Below are 20,169 nucleotides of genomic sequence, written 5' to 3' on the forward strand. Positions count from 1 at the left end.
ACGACCGGGATTGCGAGAGTTGAGATCCCCGCTTGTCAGAAAGCATATCCGAGGCTAAAGAAGAAGCGTGAGGCGCGGAGGACGTTCGACCGACTGAAGGAGAGCTTGATAGGACCTATCATGGAGTCGTAGTCTAGGTCGATGCCCGCGCCGTAGAGGAGGTCGCTGTCCTGCAGATTGGGCGCCTGGATGTCCATACCGACACTGACGTGCGGGGTGATGTAGAGAGACTTGATCGGGGTGTACTGGATGCCTAGGTAGAGTGCTGCGAGGTTGTTGACAGGGTACTCTCTGTATCGTAGCCCTGAGAAGATGGTCTGATTGTGCACCCCTAGATTGGCAAAGCCCCCGAGGTGAAACTTCTGACTTAAGAAGAGGTAACTGTCGTAGTGAAAGCTATCCCGCCAGGGCTTACCGAGGTCTAGATTGACCCCACCGAAGAGGCGACCGTGCAGAGCCACCCTTTTGCTCAGAGGAGCGACTACGTGCTCATAGACAGAGAGATGTAGTAGGGGACCCCGCTGTGGGGATATGCTCTCCTCGGGATTGAGTATATTGTGGATCTGCTTCTGGCTCTCTGTGGCATCCTCAGGGAGAGGGGAGAGCGCATAGGAGTTCTTTAGCGTCAGCTCAGCCGTTAGGGCGAGGTGGTTACCCCGTGTAGCAAAAGCTTTCCGATTCAAGCTGTTTTGCTGGTAAGCTAGGTTCATCGTCCAGGTACCATGGCGATAGCTTAGCTTAGGTCGGTTGTTAGCCTGCATGAGTTGGTTGAAGTAGTTGAGGGGTATTTGCTCAAGATCGGCAGCTTGTGCTGACCCTCTCATTTCATGGTCAAAGGGCGTCTGTGGTTGCCACACATACATCAAGCCGTACTGCACACCGAGTGTTATCTCAGACTGAGGTGATAGGGCATAGCCCATCTTCACGCCAGTGGCTATGGAGCCCTGATAGAAGGTTGCCTCGGTATGGTTCTCTATCTGCGATAGGTAGCGTAGATGGAGGTTGTCACTGCGATCTAGGCGAAGGGAGATGTAGGGACTCACCCAGTAGGAGTAGCTATCGTCGAACCACTTGTAGTAGCTGGCACGCAGCTTGGGGTACTGAGATATGGCGAGCTTGGCTGAGAGGTGTGAGTTAGATAGGAGTAGATCTCTAAGTGAAGTGTTGAGGATGATATTTGCTGACTCGTAGGGGTCGTAGTAGGCCCCGAGGCGGAGGAGTGCTTGTGGCTTCTTCTTGATAAAGAAGTGTAGTGTGTTTACCTCATTGCCTCTCGTCGCAGTCGAGTCTGACTCATAGGTATAGTAAACTTGTGCATAGCGGTTGTAACCCATAAGCATGTCGATGCGCTGCTGGAGGAGGTCGACAGAGTCGAGGAGCGAGAGATCCTCACCGATCACACTGCGAATGAACTCTGTCTCGGCTTGCTCTAGGGGAGCACCCCATTGATCCGTGATCTTGACCTGCTGGATCGGGATGGAGACCGTGGCGAGCTGTTGCTTCTGATAGTTGATGCCCTGTGCGACTTGATGAGTCTTGAGAGCGACGAGCTGTGGCAAGAGCTTGTGAGCTTCCGCTTCTGCGAGGGCTATGATCTGCTCCCGCTGACTAAAGTCTGCCGAAGTGTAGCCTCTGAGTGCCTGAGAGAAGTCAAGCATCACATCTACTTGACTTACCTGACGCTCTACCTCCTTTTTTGTCAGGAGCGCATAGGACTGCTGGATGACATCAATGGAGCTGTGCTCTAGCTCCTCCACATTTCGTAGTCTAGCTCCCGTATAGCTGCCGATGACGAAGGTTGCCCCCATAGCACGCACCTCCTCGACGGGGAAGTTGCGATCTAGACCTCCATCGACTAGTAGCTTGCCATCGACAATTGTGGGGGCGAAGACGGCCGGAATCGCTAGACTAGCCCGTATAGATAATGGTAATGTCCCTGAGGTCATCACGCAGGCTCCGCCGCTCCCAGCATCCGAAGCTACGAGCTGTAGCGGTATCGGCATCTGTGCATAGTCTTTGATATGCCGCACGGGGAAGGTGTAGCGCATCAGTACCTCCATCAAGTACTGCCCCTCAATAAGTGAGGAGGGAACCTTAGGGATACCTCGACGCATGGGGAACTCTAGGGTATAAGTCCCGTAATCCTCCTTCTCACACATATCCACCTTGTCGTAAGGCAGACGATTGCTCAAGACACGCCCCCAGTCTTCCTGACGCACCAGTTCTTTGATCTCAGCAGCACTGTAGCCCGTTGAGTAGAGCCCTGCCACGACGGCACCCATAGAGGTGCCAGAGATGTAGTCTACCTGTATCTGCAGTGAGTCGATCAGCTCAAGGAGGGCAATGTGTGCTAGTCCCTTGGCTCCTCCGCCACTAAGGACCAAGCCACAGCGCATCTGAGTGCTGTCGCAGACCTCGTCGCTCTGCCCCAGCATAGTGGCGGGAGCGCAGAGAGCTACCATACATAAGATGAGGCTGGAGAGTAGGATCGATGGTTGTTTCGTATAGATACGCGAGATCATAGGTCGTGTGTCATTTGTAGTGTGGAGAGATCAGCTCATGGTCAACGAGCAGTGCGGGATACAAATGTACGCTTTTTGGCAAATGGAGTGCTAGCATGTAGATCTACGATGCAGTCGCTTGAGGGTAAGTTTGTATCTTTGTCCCTATGAATGAACGTGCAGAAAGAATAGAGACGACCGATTCGATCATAAAGCGTGAGTTGGTGACGCTCCCCGAGGAGCTGCGTGATCCTAGTCGCTATGAGGTGATGGCTCCTGTGGGGTCGTATGAGAGCTTGAGCGCTGCGATACGTGCGGGAGCGAATAGTATATACTTTGGCATTGAGGCGCTCAACATGCGGGCTAAGTCTGCCTACAACTTTACGACAGACGACCTCTATCGTATCGTGGAGATCTGTCGGAGGAGTGGCGTGAAGAGTTACCTGACGGTCAATACGATCATCTACGATGAGGACTTGACGCTGCTTCGCGAGATCCTCTACCATGCGCACCAGGCACAGGTCACGGCGGTGATCGCTGCCGATGTGGCGACGCTGATGGAGGCGCATCGCTTGGGGCTGGAGGTGCATCTCTCTACGCAACTCAATATTAGCAATTGGGAGGCTTTGCGCTTCTACGCACAGTTTGCCGATGTGGTGGTCTTGGCTCGTGAGCTGAACCTAGATCAGGTGGCGGAGATCAAACGTAAGATAGCTGAGGAGCAGATCGTCGGTCCGTCGGGGAGACTGGTGGAGATAGAAATGTTTGCCCATGGAGCGCTCTGCATGGCGGTCTCGGGCAAGTGCTATCTGAGTCTGCACCATCAAGCTACGAGTGCCAATAGAGGTAGTTGCGCACAGATCTGTCGCCGTGGCTACCGAGTCTATGATGACCGCCAAGGGGTCGAGCTGGAGGTGACGCACCCGAACATTATGTCGCCGAAGGATCTGAAGACGATTCACTTCATCAATAAGATGATGCTGGCGGGTGTCACGGTCTTTAAGATAGAGGGGCGCGCCCGTGGCCCGGAGTATGTCTCTACGGTGGTGCAGTGCTACCGTGAGGCTATCGATGCTGTCTGTGCGGGTACTTACGATGAGGCTCGAATAGCGCAGTGGAATGAGCGACTACGAGAAGTCTTCAACAGAGGCTTTTGGGATGGTTACTATCTCGGTCAGCGACTGGGCGAGTGGACACCTTTTGCGGGTTCTAGTGCTGTGCGTGAGAAGGAGTACGTGGCGCACATCGTTAAGTACTTTAGCAAGATAGGAGTCGCCGAGGTGGAGGTAGAGAGTGGCGAGCTGGCACTGGGAGATCGCATTCTGATCATCGGACCGACGACAGGCGTGGTCGATATGACGCTCTCGGAGATGCGCTACGAGCTGGAGCCGGTCTCTCATGCCATCAAGGGGCAACGTATCTCCATCCCTGTGCCACGTAAGGTGCGGGCGAATGACCGGCTCTACCTCTTTAGAGAGCGTACGGAGGTACAGCATTTCAAGGGGTAGGGGACTTGCATAGAATCATTTTACCCAAGATACTTACATATCATATGAAACAACCAATCAAATATCAGTATGGTCTCACGCTCAAGGTGCGAGACTACGAGTGCGACCTCCAGGGGGTGGTCAACAACAGCAACTATCAGTGCTACATGGAGCATACACGCCACGAGTTTTGGCTGGCACTGGGCGATAGCTTTGCTGAGATGCACGAAGAGGGGCTTGATCTCTTCGTCTACAAGGTCTCTATAACCTATCATCGCTCGTTGCGTAGTGGTGATACCTTTCATACGGCACTGCGTGCCAGACGTGAGGGGGCTAAGCTCATCTTCGACCAGGTCATCGTACGTAGTGATGGCGTGAAGTGCGCCTCAGGTGTGATCGAGGCGGTCGCGGTGCAGAACGGACGGACGACCCGTGGAGAGTGCTTCGATGGGATCATGGCTCGTGCTGAGGCTTACAGCGAGAGCCATCCGTATGACTTAACGATTCTCTAGTGATGGCCGAGCTCCTCTTCGTCCTCTATCTCCTCTCTGTTATCGGAGGTATCGTTATTGTGCTCGGGGAGGAGCGTAGTGCGGTCTCTTCGATCCCGTGGATACTGGTAGTCATCTTTCTCCCTGTCGTCGGGCTCCTGCTGTATATTATCTTTGGCTACTCGCTGAGGCGTAAGCAACTAATCGATGTGGGGGTGAGGCGGGCCCTCTCGAATGCTACTGTAGAAACTAAGTCGCTGCCTAGCACGGAGGTTGAAGAGAGAGCAGGTCGTAAACTTACGTCGCTATCCTCTCTCATAGAGCGACTGACCGATACGCCACTGACCACGGCTAATGAGCTGACTCTCTATGACGATAGTCGCGAGTGGCTTGCTGCTTGTCGTGAAGCTGTCGTACAGGCGCAGCACTACATCTACATCGAGCTGTATCGTATCGAGGAGGGCCCGTGGCTGGACGCTCTGCTAGATCTGCTCGCAGAGCGCATTCAGGAGGGCGTAGCTCTCTACTGGCTCTATGATGACGTTGGGTCGCGAAGTCTGAGTCGACGCTATCGCAAGCGGATGGAGCAGTTGGGCGGAGAGGTTGCTGCCTTTCTCCCCGTACGCTTTCGGCTTCTTACGAGCCGCGTGAACTATCGCAACCATCGCAACCTCGTGGTGGTAGATGGTGCTGTAGGCTTTACAGGGGGCAATGTGCTACTCTCGGAGCTACAGCATTTGCCTCAAGGTGCGCAACCTCTGGCGACGACTCATCTGCGTATGAGTGGCGCAGTGGTACGTCAGTTGGAATACAGCTTTGCGCTGGACTGGTACGTAGCGACGCAGCAATTGCTCTCGCCACAGCAGAGCTCCTCTACCGTGACGATGGCCGAGCCTATCAAGATGCAGATCTTCCCGACGCATCCTACGGACGACTTTCCCTCGCTAGAGATGATCTTCACGCACGCCTTCCTGCAGGCTCGTCAGTCGCTCTACATCGAGTCGCCTGTCTTGATCCCCACCTCTAGCATACAGCAGGCACTGATCTCCACGGCACTCTCTGGGGTGCAGGTACGGGTGATCCTACCTCGCCGTGGGCGTAGCTGGCTGGCTCCTAAGGCTTCGCACGCTTTCTTTACCGACTTGCTACGAGCTGGTGTGGAGATATACTACTATGACGGCCTACGAGAAGCGACCTATGCGGTGATAGATAAGGAGCGTGTGGTGACGGGAACACCTTACCTAGACTTTAGAAGCTTTGAGTACAACTTCGACTTGACCACCATTGCCTATTCTTCGGAGGTCGCACGGCAGTTTGTCGATAGCTTTGAGGCAACACTTGCCCTCTGTCGTAGGATAACCCTACGACGCAATAGGCTGTGGAGACGTATCGTTCATGGCGTGATGCGTCTGCTTACGCCTCTGATATGAGAGGCTCTTATCGCTTGTTTAAGAGTTCGTGTAGCGGCGGTAAGACGCTACTAGAGTGCGTAGATCCACGCTCCTGCGAAGCTGTCGGATAGTGCGGAGACGGTGCGGCGTAGTTCGCCAGCACGCTCCTCAGAGGAGCTGATGCCTGCGATGACAAGACAGCGAGAGGACTCTTGGATGACTTGTAGCGAGACCCCTTTGGTCTGAGGCTGATCAGTTGTTATCTCTTCGATAAATCGCTCTGCACGCTTAGGCCCCTTGAAAACACCTACGACGATAGCATGACTCCCTTGCTGTAAAGCCTCGTCATGCGTGATCAGTAGAGACGAAGCTGCGGCATGCTCCGGAGTCGCAGAGACGATCTCCGTTTGTTCTGTAGCCTTGTTGGGTTGTGTGGCAGTTGTCGCGCTACCCGACGAGGCTTGCTTTTGCTCTGGCGTCACTACGCTTGCCTCATCAAGCCAGCCGTAAGGGACGAAGCCCGCACTGTAACGATCTGGGTGACTGTCTGAGCTGATGGGTAGTAGGCAGAGGAAACATATAGCACCTGCTGCAGCCCAATTGGCCGCAGTCCGATTGATACGTATCGTCCAATACTTCCGATCACTCTTCGCCTTACTAGCAGGTTCGGCAGTGGTATGATCGACAGGGGCGATGGCTGGGAGCAAGCAGCTCTGGGGGTAGAGGCCGTAAGAGTGTATCGATCTCAGGCCTTGTCGCTCCTGTACGGGAGTAAAGAGTAGCTCGCCACTCTCCTGCAGCGTGAGGGTGCCGAGGTTGGAGCCGATAGTTAGAGACCCTGACTGATATAGCTGATGCCTGATCACGGTCACGTCGGAGTCTACCACGAGGCGCGCTCTGCGTACGGATAGCCCTAGGGTGCGTGCGTAGCAACTGTCTAGGATGCCGTCACGATCTACTAGAGATGCGTTGAATGAGATGCGCTGTCCTGCTGGCGTGATGACATTGAGATCCTTGTCATAGAGTGGAGGCGTTTGCTCCACGATGAAGGCTCCTATCGTGGGTAGTACGACGCAGTCGTGCAGTAGTAGAGCTTGCTCTAAGATATCTCCGATGCGATACATTGAGATGTACAGGCTAAGAGTGGATGATTACAGACGAGTCAGGGGCGGCTACATTGTGCGGCCACCTCCACAGAGTAGGCAGAAGACTCCCGCTCCTCACCACAAAGTTAAGCAATCTCCACGAACTGGAGCGTGTGGTGCAGAGCGGAAGTACTGGTAGATTTCGTTAAGTCTTTGGGAGCTAGTGGCTCATCAAGACCTAGTCATTCATCGAGGCGAGGAACTCAAGGTTGGTCTCCGTCAGCTCGATGCGCTGCTTGAGGAACTCCATCGCCTCTACCGTATTCATGTCAGATAGGTGGTTGCGTAGGATCCACATACGCTGCAGCGTCGTCGAGTCTAGTAGGAGGTCATCACGACGGGTGCTACTAGCGAGGATGTCAATAGCGGGGAAGATACGCTTATTGGACAAACGACGGTCGAGCTGTAGCTCCATGTTACCAGCGCCCTTGAACTCCTCAAAGATGACATCATCCATCTTGGAGCCCGTCTCCGTCAGAGCCGTCGCTAAGATGGTGAGACTACCGCCGTGCTCGATGTTTCGTGCAGCTCCGAAGAATCGCTTCGGCTTTTGCAGTGCATTAGCCTCGATACCACCTGAGAGGATCTTGCCCGAGGTAGGTTGTACTGTATTGTAAGCACGTGCGAGGCGCGTGATCGAGTCTAGCATGATGAGCACATCGTGACCGCTCTCGACCATACTCTTAGCCTTGGCGAGTACCAGCTCAGCGAGCTTCACGTGATGGTCAGCGGGTTCGTCAAATGTCGAGGCGACGACCTCAGCATTGACATTGCGTGCCATATCGGTCACCTCCTCGGGACGCTCGTCGATCAGGAGGATGATCATATAGACCTCAGGATGATTGGCAGATATCGCATTAGCAATATCCTTGAGTAGCATTGTCTTACCCGTCTTAGGCTGAGCGACGATGAGTCCACGCTGTCCCTTGCCGATGGGGGTGACTAGATCCACGATGCGCATGGCGGTCTTGTCGTAGACTGCTGCGATGCCCTGAGACTCTAGCTTAAACTTATCCTCTGGGAAGAGAGGCGTCAGCATGTCAAAGGAGACACGATCCAGATTGTCCTTAGGATGACGTCCATTGACGAGTAGGATGTTCTGTAGTAGGAAGTACTTCTCGCTACCCTTGGGTGGGCGTATGCTTCCCTCGATGACATCACCCGTCTTGAGGTGCCACTTCTTGATCATGTCGGCTGGGACGTAGATGTCGTCTGGTGAGGGGAAGTAGTTGTAGTCTGAGCTACGGAGGAAGCCGTATCCCTCTTGGGAAACCTCCAGCAGTCCGCTAGCGGTCAGTATGTTGGAGAAGTCGTATGAAGTCTCCTCTTCCTCCTCTTTGACTTTGTTATTCTGCTGCTTGCCCTTTTGTGCCGGTTCGTCGGAGTTAGCTTCTTTGTGAGACTCGCCTAGTACCTCACCAAGTAGTGAGTCCGCATCGGGATGGGTAAAGACCATGGGAGTCTCCTCCTGTTGCTCCTCCTCTGCGTCTTGCTTAGCTTGAGGACGCCTCTCCTCTTTATCAGACTTGTCAGACTGGTTCGTTGGCTCCTGTCGTTTGTTATTCCGATTGTTGCGCTCCTTATTATTGTTACGCTTCGGACGGTTAGACTCTTGAGCCTTAGTCTCCGTCTCTGGCTCCTTCTCTTCGGACTGAGTAGCCGCTGCCTTCTCAACGATAGCGATAGCTGCTTGGCGATCTATCTCAGTGGGCTGGTTGGTTGCATCGCCTTTGTCCGTTTTAGAGGTGCGCTTGTTCTGTCGCGAGTTCGATCGATCCTTTTGCTCAGGCTTGTTTTTCTCGTCTTTAGCGTCCGTTTTCTCCTCTTTGTTTGAACGGTTATTGCGGGAGTTGCTCTGTCGCTCTTTGCGCTTATTGCTCTGCTGCTGCTCTACTGTTTGGGTGGCTACAGCTTCTGCCTGAGCGTCTAGAATTTGGTAAATGACCTCTTTCTTTTCGGAGGCCATCTTGGTAATCTCTAGCTGGGAAGCAACTTCTTTGAGCTGCTCTTCCGTCATACCATTGAGATCTACGATGGTGTACTTCTGCATGATGTACTTATGTTATGCTGGATAAATGCACCTTACGGCTTGTTGCAAAGGGCTATCATGCTACAATGCTGAGCCTCAGAAAGCTACATGTGAGATGATAGAGGCAACGGAATCAACTGTCTAGCAGGCGCTGTGGCGAGACAGCTGGCTAGCATAATGACCGACCTAAGTAAGGTGTGTAATGTGTGAATAGGCTGAGTGATGGGTCAGTCCTGTCTGATATGGGACGCTCTGCTCGGTCGTTGTCATCTAGGTCGATACAGAGCCAGAGCTACTTCCGCAGCAGATCGGAAGCCTCTCCATACAAGCTGTGTCCTATTGTGCAACTCTTTGTATCTGTACAGCTCAGGAGTGCGTCGATCTAGTGACTCATCCACTTCTAGAGACAAAGGTACGAAAAAGTGTTCAAATAAAGCATCTCTTCTCTCTCTCAGGTCAAATAGCAGATTGGGTAGCCCGATAAGACAAATAGCGATTTGCGTAATTGATGGTTCATCGGGAATCACTCTCATTGAAAGGGACAGGAGGAGAGCTAGGGGGGATATTCTAATCAACTGAGACTATAAAACAGGATATCCACGTGGGGATTCTCAATTCTCCACGTGGATATTTTTTATTCTCCACGTGGGGACGAAACGATTCCTCCGAAGTTTCATTTGATTCCTCCGAAGTTTTATTTCGTCCCTACGTGGGAAATTTTTATTCTCCACGTGGAGATTTGAAAATTTCCACGTAGGAAAGCGATTGGCTGTTGACGATTGGCTAGAGGCACTAGTGCCACTAGAAAAATCTCTAACCTCTAATCTCTAACTTCTAACCTCTAATTTCGTATCTTTGTAACAGTACCAACCATTTTTCTTACGCTTATGTCTATCATGAAGGGACTCGTGCCTGAGTTTTTTCTCTCTCTACGTGGTTACTCACGACAGAACTTTGTCAAGGATCTCACAGCGGGTATCATCGTTGGGGTCGTCGCCCTGCCACTAGCTATCGCCTTCGGTATCGCTAGCGGGGTCTCACCGACGGAGGGCTTGCTGACGGCTATCATCGGTGGTTTCCTCGTCTCGCTACTAGGTGGTAGCAAGGTGCAGATCGGAGGACCAACGGGCGCATTTATCGTGATCGTCTATGGGATCATCCAGCAGCACGGCTTGGACGGGCTAGCCATTGCGACCATTATGGCGGGCTTGCTCCTGATGCTTTTGGGCTTCTTGCGCTTGGGTGGCTTGGTGCGCTTCATCCCTTATCCGATTATCGTGGGCTTTACGGCGGGTATTGCGGTGACCATCTTCACGACGCAGATCGCTGACCTCTTCGGGCTACAGATCGAGTCAATGCCGGGAGACTTCATCGGCAAGTGGCAGGTGCTGATTGCGAACTTTGCTACGGGGTCGTGTATTCCCTTTGCTTTTGCAGTCTGTACGATATTGATCATCTGGCTACTGCCTAAGGTTAATGCAAAGATCCCTAGCACGCTGGTGGCTCTGGTGCTGCTCACGCTGGTTAGCTTTGGGCTCCAGCAGCTGGGCTACCTTAGACCGGAGAATATTGGGGACAACTATACGATAGAGCGTGCACTGCCTACCTTTGTGATGCCGACGATCACGGTGGAGCGTATCGTGACGCTCTTTCCCTCTGCTCTAACGATCATGCTACTGGGCGCTATGGAGAGCCTCCTCTCGGCCTCGGTGGCGGATGGGGTGATCGGGTCTAAGCACAATCCTGACAGTGAATTGATCGGTCAGGGCGTAGCTAATGTGGTGGTGCCTTTCTTCGGAGGGATCCCGGTGACGGGGGCTATCGCTCGTACGATGACCAATATCAATAGCGGTGGACGGACTCCTATGGCGGGAATCATCCATGCGGTGGTGCTCCTGCTGATCATGCTCCTGCTCTCGCCTCTGACGGCGCATATACCGATGGCGGTGCTGGCGGGTGTGCTGGTGGTGGTCTCCTATAATATGAGTGGCTGGCGATCGTTTGTCTCGATCTTTAAGGGCCCACGAGGGGATACGGTTATCCTCCTGGTGACCTTCCTACTGACGGTGATGACCGATCTGACAGTGGCGATCGGGGTGGGCATGCTGCTGGCGATAGCTCTGCTCTTCCGTCGCATCCTCGATGTGAGCTCTGTCGAGCAGATCGGGGTGGGCGAGATCACGGACGAGCCTCTGGCTGAGGAGCATCTGGAGTTACCCTCAGGAGTGGAGGTCTATGAGGTAGAAGGACCGTTTTTCTTCGGTATTGCCAATAAGTTTGAGGAGGTGATGGTGACGGTTCACGATCACCCAGAGGTGCGCATCATCCGTATGCGTCGTGTGCCTTTTATCGATAGTACCGGGCTCTACAACCTGCAGATGGTCTTGGAGCGACAGCGCAAGCGTGGCGTGCACGTCATCTTGAGTGGTGTGCGTCCTGCGGTCTATACGCATCTGGAGCAGACAGGTATCATCGATCAGCTGGGACCGGAGAATGTGCTGCCGACCTTTGCCGAGGCGCAGGAGCGTGCCTGGGCGCTTTACGAGCAAATCAGTGCGACAGCGGCTAAATATCAGAAATAGTATTAACTTTGGAGCATAACTCAAAGACATTGCTATGATGAAAGAACGACTGACACAGCTAATCCTTAGCACGATCCTACTAGCACTAAGCTCATTTGGGCTAGCTGCTCAGGAGGTTGTGGTGCCTGGAGAGCCTGAGCCTCCGACGCCCGAAAAGCGCAACGAAGTACGACTGAACCTTTACGCTCCAGTAGTACACAAAACTTTATCTTTGGAGTACGAGCGTGCGGTGGCGCAAGATGTGGGTGTGGGAGCTATGGCGAGTGCTTACTTTAGCAGTAATCGCTTTAACGTGATCTTCTTTCCTACGGTGGGCGTGATGCCTTATGGTCGCTGGTACTTTGGTGGTCGTTGGTTTTCTATGACAAAGCCTAATGCAGGCTTTTTTCTAGAGGCTAATAGCTCTCTAGCCTACAATGATAATCTAGCCAATGTACGAGATGATGAAGATGAGACGTACACTGAAGATCCCGAAAATCCACTTGAAGAGCGGAGCGGTGTCTCGTGGGGTATAGGTCTCGGAGCAGGTCTCAAGCTAGTCTCTCGAAACAACTGGAGCGGAGAGATAAGCCTGCGTCTAGGTCGTAATCTTGTGAAGGTGTGTGACTGGAACATCGCCTACATATACCCCGCGATCTCTGTGGGGTACCGCTTCTAGTAATGTTGAGATAGAACTCAAAAGAGTACGATGATGTCGCGACTACGGACGAAACTAACGCTCTTGACGATCATTCTGACACTAGGCTCACTCGGGATAGTGGCTCAGGAGGTCGTGGTGCCTTCACATCCAGTCAAGTATCACGAAGTTCGGCTTAATCTTTTAGCATTGCCATATGCTTCGGAGCTCTCTGCGGAGTATGAGTATGCAACAGCGTCACCCTTTAGTATTGGTTGCGCAGTGAGTGCCTACATAGGTGATGAGTCTGCTAGTGGACTCTCCTTTCCGACTTTTGGGGTGATGCCTTATGGACGCTGGTACTTTGGCGGGAAGTGGTTCTCTATTACGAGCCCCAATGCAGGTTTCTTGATAGAGGTGAATAGTGCTATTGGCTACTATGACAAACTGAAAAATGTGCATTACTCTGGACCTTGGATGAACCTGAAGAGGACGGAAGAGATAGTGAGCGGAACTTCGTGCGGTATAGGTTTAGGGGCTGGGTTTAAGTATGTGACGCGAAGGGGTTGGAGTGCAGAGGCGAGTCTGCGCATGGGTGTCAATCTAGTAGAGGCTGCTCAAAAGAACTTTGCCTACATATACCCTGCGATCTCTGTGGGGTACCGCTTCTAGTGAGTGTCAAGCTTTGGACGAAACAAAAAAGGTTCTAACCTCTCTCGTGAGGCTAGAACCTTTTGTCATAATAGGGGTGTGAGAGCTTATGCGCCCTGCTGCTCCTGGGTGCTGAGCATACCGCAGGCGGCGCTGATGTCTTCGCCACGGGAGGTGCGGATGGTGGTCGGTATGCCCGCCTCGCAGAGCCGATCGCGGAGCCACTCCATGCGGGTCATATCGGAGCTAGGCAGGTCGATGTGCGGGATGCGGTGGTAGCGGATCAGGTTGACGTGACAGTCGAGCTGGGAGAGTAGACGCTTGAGGGCTGCAAGGTGACGGGGTGTGTCGTTGAGCCCTGAGAAGACGATATACTCGAAGGTGAGGCGACGCTGCCGGCTCCAGTCGTAGTGTCGTAGGAGTGCCACCGTGTCGGCGAGGGGCATAGCGCGCTCTACCGGCATGATCGCTAGACGCTCCTCCGGCAGTGGGTTGTGCAGGCTGATAGCCAGATGACAGGTGCACTCCTCTAGAAAGCGCTCCAAGCCGGGTCTTAGCCCGATGGTCGAGACGGTGATGCGCTTCGGACTCATCGCTAGTCCCTTCGGATCGGTTAGGCAGCGGATCACTTGCAGGAGCGTATCTATATTGTCCATCGGTTCGCCCATTCCCATGAAGACTATGTTGGTCAGCTCATTGACCTCAGGCACGGAGAGGATCTGATTGAGAATCTCGCTCGCTGAGAGGTTGGCGCCGAAGCCTTGCTTACCCGTCATGCAGAAGAGGCAATTCATCTTACAGCCTCGCTGTGACGATACGCAGAGCGTGGCACGATCTCCCTCGGGGATCATGACTGTCTCGACGAAGCCTCCACCAGCAGCAAAGAGATACTTGACCGTCCCGTCTCGTGAAGTCTGCTGTAGATGAGGCGCAGCACGACCTATCTCGTAGTGCGAGGCGAGCAGTGCACGCGCCTTCTTGCTCAGATTGGTCATCTCGTCCCACGTGGAGACATGCTTCTGGTAGAGCCAGTCAGCGATCTGCTGGCCTGTGTATTTGGGCAGTCCTAGGCCAACGGCTAGCTCCGTGAGCTGCGCAGGCGTCTTGCCGAGGATCTGATGAGTTGCTGTCATAAGGGCTTGACTAAGTGGTCTTATCAGACGAGGTCAAAGTCGAGCTGTCGCTGCTCTAGGTCGGCACGAGCGACACGTACGGTGATCGGGTCGCCTAAGTTGTAGCGCTTGCCAGTGCGTCGCCCACGGAGACGGTAGTTCTTCTCGTCGTACTCAAAGTAGTCGTCCTCGAGCTTGCGGATCGGTATGAGTCCCTCGCAGTGCGACCCCTTGAGCTCCACATAAAGTCCCCACTCGGCGACCCCGCTGATGACTCCATCGAAGACCTGTCCCATACGAGCTTTCATATACTCCACCTGCTTGTACTTGATCGAGTCACGCTCTGCCTGTGTGGCTATCTGCTCCTGCTCGCTGCAGTGCTGGCACTGCTCCTCGAGCTTGCCCTTTGTCACAGAGCGACCACCCGCATAGTAGCGTGTCAAGAGGCGGTGCACCATAAGGTCGGGGTAACGACGTATGGGTGAGGTGAAGTGGGTGTAATAAGCAAAGGAGAGCCCGTAGTGGCCGATGTTGTCTGGTGAGTACTCGGCACGGGTCATAGAGCGGATGGCAAGTGTCTCGATGAGGCTCTCCTCACGCTTTCCCTGGACGCTGTCGAGGAGCTTGTTGAAGGAGCGACTTACCTGACGATTCTCGCCACTGAGATTGACTTTGTAGCCGAACTTACCCGCAAAAGAAGCAAGCGCCATCAACTTCTCTTCGCTAGGCTGTGCGTGGACACGATAGACGAAGTTCTTCGCTTTCTTGCCTTTGGCACGAACCAGTCCGATGTCCTCGGCAACGGTGCGGTTAGCCAGGAGCATAAACTCCTCAATAAGGTGGTGCGACTCATTGTCTATCACCTCCTCGACACCTGTGGGACGACCCTTGGGGTCTAGAACGAAGCGCACCTCTTGGCTCTGAAACTTGATCGCACCCTCGTCAAAGCGGCGCTTACGCAACTGCTGGGATAGCTCGAAGAGCGGCTGAATGATCGCCTGCTGGGTGTCACTACGCCCCTCGATCACATCTTGCGCCTCCTCGTAAGTCATACGCTGATCGCTCCGTATCACGGTGCGACAGATGCGGTACTGCTGTACATGCGCCGCATTGTCTAGCGTGAGGATACAGGAGTAAGCGTACTTATCCTCGTTGGGGCGTAGCGAACAGAGATTGTTGCACAGTGCTTCAGGGAGCATTGGTATGGTTCTGTCAACGAGGTAAACACTGGTGCCACGTGCGTAAGCCTCCTCGTCAATCTTGGATCCCTCGGTGACGAAGTAAGAGACATCCGCAATGTGTACGCCTACCTCGTGCCGGCCGTCGCCGAGGTCACGGTAAGAGAGCGCATCGTCAAAGTCCTTAGCATCGGCAGGGTCGATGGTAAGTGTCGGCACCTCGCGAAAGTCCTCTCGCTGTGCTAGCTGCTCTTGGGTTATCTCGCCCGAGAGTTGCTCAGCCTCGTCGATAGCTGCCTGTGGGTAGCCGTAGTCTATATTGTACTCGGTCAGTATGGCGCGCATCTCGGTGTCGTTGTCGCCCGCCTTGCCGAGTACCTTGAGGACACGTCCCGTGGGGATCTTGTCCGAGCTAGGCCACTCGGTGATAGCCACCTCTACCTTGGAGTCTCGCTGAGCTCCGTTTAGTTCGCTGAGTGGAATCAATATATCGGTCGAGAGGGTGCGATCCTCGGTGATGAAGATGGCCCAGTCCTTTTTGAACTCTAGTCGCCCTACGAAGGTATGCTTCGAGCGCTCGATGATATTGATCACCTCACCCTCTAGCTCTCCGCCCTGTCTCTTGGCAAAGAGCCGCGCCTGCACACGATCGCCGTTGAGCGCATGCATAGAGTTGCGCTCGGCGATGAAGATGCTCTTGCCATCCTCATCAGAGATGAGCGCGTTGCGTCCGTTAGAGCGACGCTCGAAAGTGCCGAAGAGCAGAGCTCCCGAGAGATTATAGCGATAGGTGCCAGGCTTGACACGTATGAGCGTGTCGTCCATCTCCAGTACCTCTAGGATGCGGCTGATGGTCTGGCGCATCGGTTGCTCCGTGATGTCGAGCTGCTTGGAGACCTGCTTGTAGTTCCACGTGTGAGTTGGATTTGCGGCAAAGAGCTTGACGACAGCGCGTGTCAGTTCATCGAGGTTAAGCCGCTTAGCGCCGGAGCGTTTGGTGGGGTTCTTCTTGGGTGTGCTTTTCTTTCTAGATGTTTTCGTCATAATGGTTTGGTTAATGTGTGTATGCGTTGTGGGCTTACTGCTCGGGTCGGTAGGGACCGCTGTGCTCGTCCTGGAGGATGCTCAGATAGCTCTTGTATCGCGAGGGGGCAATGCGTCCCTCCTCAAGCGCCTTGAGGACAGCGCAGCCCGGCTCGTGGATGTGCGTGCAATTGGCAAAGCGACAGTCGCTCGAATAGGCAAAGAACTCACGAAAGAAGTGGCTCGTGTCCTCTTCGCTCATCTCTAGCGTGCCAAAAGCTTTGATCCCAGGCGTGTCGATGATCCAGCCCGAGTGCGGGGCCGGTAGCTGATACATCTCCGAGTAAGTAGTCGTGTGCTGCCCCGTCTCATAGAGCGAAGAGATAGCCTGCGTGGCTAGGTCTAGGTCGGGTATCAAGCTGTTGAGTAGGGTCGACTTGCCGGTGCCTGAGTGCCCGGCGATGAGCGTGCACTTGCCCTCGAGCAGCGATAGGAGTGCGTCGGTGCCTTGATGTTGCAGTGCCGATATGGGGTGGCAGGGATAGCCTAGTGGGGTGTAGATCTCGGTCAGTTCGCGCATCACCTCCTCCTCGTCGGGCTTAAGGTCGTCGACCTTGTTGATGAGGATCTCGGTGGGGATGCGGTACGCCTCTGCCGTCGCTAAAAAGCGATCGATGAATGTGTAGGAAGTGCGAGGACGAGCGATGGTGACCATCAGGAGCGCTAGGTCAATGTTTGCCGCAAGGATGTGCGACTCCTTAGAGAGGTTGGTGGCGCGTCGTATGATGTAGTTGCGCCGTGGCTCGAGAGACTCTATATAGGAAACGTCCTGTTGTGGATCTGGCGTGAAGTGCACCCAGTCACCGACCACTACGGGATTGGTGCTGCGAATGCCCTGGATGCGAACCCGCCCTTTGATCAGGCAGGAGTAGACCCGCTCCTCTTCGGGCACGTGCACTGCACAGTTATTGCCGATGACCTTGATGACTCTGCCTCGCATAGGATAGGGGGAATGGGGAAAATGTGAGCAAAGCCACAGTCCACAGCTTGAGAGGATGGAAGGGGCAGACAATGCGGAAATAGTCTCTCCGCTCTGCCTGCCGTCTCAGGCTGTAGGTGTGACTTGCATAAGGGTAAAATGTGATAGGGAGGGGGCGGGGGATTAGATCGTCATGATCTCTTTCTCCTTAGCCGCTAGAGCCTCCTCGACGCGACCGATGTACTTGTCGTGGAGCTTCTGAGCGTCATTCTCCGTTTGCTTGATCGTATCCTCTGGTAGGTCCTCAGCTTTGACCGCTTTCTTCGCAGCGTCGATAGCGTCACGGCGCGCGTTGCGGATGCTGATCTTAGCCTCCTCGCTCTCAGCCTTACACTGCTTGACAAGCTCCTTACGACGCTCCTCGGTGAGCGGTGGCATAGCGATGCGAATCATCTCGCCATTGTTCGTCGGTGTGATACCCAGGTTGGAGTCGAGGATTCCCTTCTCGATATCCTTGATGAGCTTCTTGTCCCACGGTGTGATAGCGAGCGTACGCGCATCGGGTACAGTCACTGTCGCAACCTGATTGAGAGGCATCGGCGCCCCATAAGCCTCGACGGTAATGTCGTCTAGTAGGACAGGATTCGCCTTGCCCGCACGTATGCGGTCTAGCTTGTCCTGAAGGAATTCGACAGCTTTGAGCATAGACTGCTCAGCAGGTTTGGTAAATTGGCTTGTACTCATATTTCGTTGTGATTGGTTTCTAGATTTTATTGATTAGGAAACGATGGACCCTATCTCCTCGCCACGCATCACACGAGCCAGGTTGCCCGTTGTGTCCATGTCAAAGACGATGATTGGCAGGTGGTTCTCCTGACAAAGCGTCATAGCGGTCAGGTCCATAATCCTGAGCCCACGATCGTATACCTCTTGGTAGGTGAGACGAAAGAGCTTCGTCGCTGAGGGATCGCGCTCAGGATCGGCTGTGTAGATGCCGTCGACACGGGTCCCCTTGAGCATGATGTCAGCTTGTAGCTCTATGCCACGCAGTGCTGAGGCAGAGTCTGTGGTAAAGAATGGATTGCCCGTCCCGCCAGCGACGAAGACAATATGCCCCTGCGCCAGCAGTTGGCGAGCTGTGAGCGCATCGTAGTAGCGCGCGTAGGGCTCCATCGGCGTACTGGTCATGACGACCGCACGAGGTGTGCCTTGTATGGAGGGACACTGTGCATTGATCGCAGCACTGATGGCGAGCGCATTGATGACCGTGGCGAGCATGCCCATACGGTCGCCCGACACACGATCCAGCCCTTCGGCAGAGCCAGCCATACCTCGGAATATGTTGCCACCGCCTACGACGATAGCCACCTCGACGCCCATATCACTGATCTCGATGATCTGCGAGGCGTAGTCGTGGAGGCGTGTCGTGTCGATGCCTTGCTTGGAGCCAGCAGCTAGCGACTCGCCGCTGAGCTTGAGTAGTACTCGTTTGTATTGAGCCATAATGGTCTTATCTCATTGTATCCTCTACAAAGATAGACAAAAAGAGATTAGCAGTAAAGCGAAGCGGTAAGGCAAGCGAACTTTTAGCATGGCTAAGCTAATCAACTGAGACTATAAAACAGAATATCCACGTGGAGATCTACCCTTTTTCTAAGGATAAATCGTAGTTCCCTAGTACCTCAAAATAGGACTTAGTCGTTGCTCCGCTGGAGCTGCTGGTCGTGTCGGCGCAAGAGGTAGAGGAGCCAGCCCCCGTAGAGCAGGTGGTAGAGTGCGATGACTAAGTAGTAAGTGGAGACGGTCTCGACGAAGGGCACACGCAAGATGTAGATGAGTAGCACCAGGAGGGCAACTTGTAGGAAGAGGTTGAGCAGTTGGATCTGTAGGTGCGCTCTTTGCCGCCCGATGATGTCGGGGATGACGTTGATGATGGAGGTGAAGAAGAGGACGAGCAGGTAAACGAGCATAGCGCGTATGATCTCTGTGCAGGCTACGTATGCGGGGGCTAGGAACCAACGAACTAGATAAGGCATAGCCCACCAGAGGAGTACGAGTGTGGGGAGGCCTGCTACGAGCGTCACCAGGAGCAGCGGACGGACGAGCGGCCGCCAGGGTGCCTGCGCGTGGTGTGCTACGGAGAGACGGTTGAAGTAGACCTGACTGACGCTGTCTGCGATGAGCTGTACGGGACGGCGTGCCAGCATCGTTGCCATAGTGACCAGTCCCACCTCTACAGTCGTGTAGCCTAGCGGCAGCATGAGGATCAAGATCGACCCGAGGAGGGTGGTGATGGCTGCTTGAGGAAGGCTAAAGAGGGGGAAGGCTCTGTACTTTCGAGCCACTTGACTTAGCTCTCTACGGCTAGTTGGGACCCTGGTTTGTTTGTTATGCTTCAGAGGTTGTAGGAGTGGAATGAGCGCGAGCAACGTCGAGGCTATTTGCGCCCCCCACAAGCTCCAGACGGAGGGGGAGAAGAGTCCGAAGTCCACTTTGAGTCCATTATTGCCCAGTCCTTGCACCGCCTTGCTGGTGGCGATGCGCTTGAAGTGACCTAGACTTAGCGCATAGTTGCTTAGTGTAGCGCACAGTCCCAAGGTGCAGACAACGGGCGGAATGAGCCAGAGCTTGCCCTGCAGGGTAGCGTAGCGGGTGGCCCCTATCCACGGCTCGATGGCTGGGGTGAGAGCAAGTAGAGCGAGCGTCACTAGAGCTGTGATCCAAAGGGTGAGGCGTAGCAAGTGCTTTCGCTCTAAGGGCTCTTGGCAGATGACGATAGCCTGCTCGTAGCGCCCCCCGACGGCGATGCTGAGCAGCGTAGAGATGGAGAGAATGAGTGCTAGGTCGCCTAGCGTGTCTGGTGCGTATAGTTTACTGACCCACGGTAGGAGAAGTAGGGCTATCAGCTGTACCCCGACGCCGACAGAGAGGAGTAGACCGCTATCGGCTAGTATGGAGCGCAGTGGTCGGGGCACTTTCACAGC

At 54.1% G+C, this 20,169-nt stretch carries 15 protein-coding genes; 6 read left to right on the top strand and 9 right to left on the bottom strand.

The features are described from left to right. Window positions 1-35: 35 nt before the first annotated feature. Window positions 36-2,522: a patatin-like phospholipase family protein gene (locus PORAS_RS04350; RefSeq protein WP_013760315.1), complete on the bottom strand. Its 2,487-nt coding sequence runs from the start codon at window positions 2,520-2,522 to the stop codon at window positions 36-38. Between the two features lie 146 nt (window positions 2,523-2,668). On the opposite strand from PORAS_RS04350, the gene PORAS_RS04355 reads away from it, so the two are divergent. The 3 genes from PORAS_RS04355 to cls are packed head-to-tail and all read left to right on the top strand — an operon-like array spanning window position 2,669 to window position 5,909. Then, window positions 2,669-4,009, top strand: a complete 1,341-nt coding sequence (locus PORAS_RS04355; protein WP_013760316.1) for a U32 family peptidase — start codon at window positions 2,669-2,671, stop codon at window positions 4,007-4,009. Between the two features lie 44 nt (window positions 4,010-4,053). Continuing rightward, a complete protein-coding gene (locus tag PORAS_RS04360) occupies window positions 4,054-4,500 on the top strand; it encodes an acyl-CoA thioesterase (RefSeq protein WP_004331176.1) in 447 nt (148 codons plus the stop codon). 2 nt (window positions 4,501-4,502) lie between these two features. Further along, complete coding sequence (gene cls / locus PORAS_RS04365) at window positions 4,503-5,909, top strand: cardiolipin synthase (RefSeq protein WP_013760317.1); 1,407 nt, start codon at window positions 4,503-4,505, stop codon at window positions 5,907-5,909. A gap of 50 nt (window positions 5,910-5,959) precedes the next feature. On the opposite strand, the gene PORAS_RS04370 is transcribed toward cls, so the two are convergent. Beyond that, window positions 5,960-6,994, bottom strand: coding sequence for an HU domain-containing protein (locus PORAS_RS04370; RefSeq protein WP_013760318.1), 1,035 nt, complete (start codon window positions 6,992-6,994; stop codon window positions 5,960-5,962). A gap of 199 nt (window positions 6,995-7,193) precedes the next feature. After that, window positions 7,194-9,065 carry a transcription termination factor Rho gene (gene rho, locus PORAS_RS04375; protein WP_013760319.1) on the bottom strand — a complete coding sequence of 624 codons (1,872 nt, stop codon included), beginning with the start codon at window positions 9,063-9,065 and terminating at the stop codon, window positions 7,194-7,196. Between the two features lie 866 nt (window positions 9,066-9,931). Between rho and PORAS_RS04380 the strand changes: the two genes are divergently transcribed. The 3 genes from PORAS_RS04380 to PORAS_RS04390 are packed head-to-tail and all read left to right on the top strand — an operon-like array spanning window position 9,932 to window position 12,914. Continuing rightward, entirely contained in the window at window positions 9,932-11,626 is a 1,695-nt protein-coding gene (locus PORAS_RS04380) for a SulP family inorganic anion transporter (protein WP_013760320.1), read from the top strand. 34 nt (window positions 11,627-11,660) lie between these two features. After that, window positions 11,661-12,284, top strand: coding sequence for a hypothetical protein (locus PORAS_RS04385; RefSeq protein ID WP_013760321.1), 624 nt, complete (start codon window positions 11,661-11,663; stop codon window positions 12,282-12,284). 30 nt (window positions 12,285-12,314) lie between these two features. Then, entirely contained in the window at window positions 12,315-12,914 is a 600-nt protein-coding gene (locus tag PORAS_RS04390) for a DUF3575 domain-containing protein (RefSeq protein ID WP_013760322.1), read from the top strand. Between the two features lie 86 nt (window positions 12,915-13,000). Here the strand turns inward: PORAS_RS04390 and rlmN are convergent, their stop codons facing one another. The 6 genes from rlmN to PORAS_RS04420 form a co-directional block, all read right to left on the bottom strand. Further along, a complete protein-coding gene (gene rlmN, locus PORAS_RS04395) occupies window positions 13,001-14,026 on the bottom strand; it encodes a dual-specificity RNA methyltransferase RlmN (protein ID WP_013760323.1) in 1,026 nt (341 codons plus the stop codon). A 23-nt stretch (window positions 14,027-14,049) separates the two neighbouring features. After that, window positions 14,050-16,227: a ribonuclease R gene (gene rnr / locus PORAS_RS04400; RefSeq protein ID WP_013760324.1), complete on the bottom strand. Its 2,178-nt coding sequence runs from the start codon at window positions 16,225-16,227 to the stop codon at window positions 14,050-14,052. 34 nt (window positions 16,228-16,261) lie between these two features. Next, entirely contained in the window at window positions 16,262-17,206 is a 945-nt protein-coding gene (gene rsgA / locus PORAS_RS04405; RefSeq protein WP_013760325.1) for a ribosome small subunit-dependent GTPase A, read from the bottom strand. A gap of 162 nt (window positions 17,207-17,368) precedes the next feature. Beyond that, on the bottom strand, window positions 17,369-17,929 hold the full coding sequence (frr, locus tag PORAS_RS04410) for a ribosome recycling factor (RefSeq protein WP_004331190.1): 561 nt from the start codon (window positions 17,927-17,929) through the stop codon (window positions 17,369-17,371). A 33-nt stretch (window positions 17,930-17,962) separates the two neighbouring features. After that, on the bottom strand, window positions 17,963-18,688 hold the full coding sequence (gene pyrH, locus PORAS_RS04415; protein WP_013760326.1) for a UMP kinase: 726 nt from the start codon (window positions 18,686-18,688) through the stop codon (window positions 17,963-17,965). A gap of 191 nt (window positions 18,689-18,879) precedes the next feature. Continuing rightward, window positions 18,880-20,166, bottom strand: a complete 1,287-nt coding sequence (locus PORAS_RS04420) for a lipopolysaccharide biosynthesis protein (RefSeq protein ID WP_013760327.1) — start codon at window positions 20,164-20,166, stop codon at window positions 18,880-18,882. Window positions 20,167-20,169: the final 3 nt, after the last annotated feature.

The sequence above is a fragment of the Porphyromonas asaccharolytica DSM 20707 genome (assembly GCF_000212375.1).
GTDB classification, from domain to species: Bacteria; Bacteroidota; Bacteroidia; order Bacteroidales; family Porphyromonadaceae; genus Porphyromonas; species Porphyromonas asaccharolytica.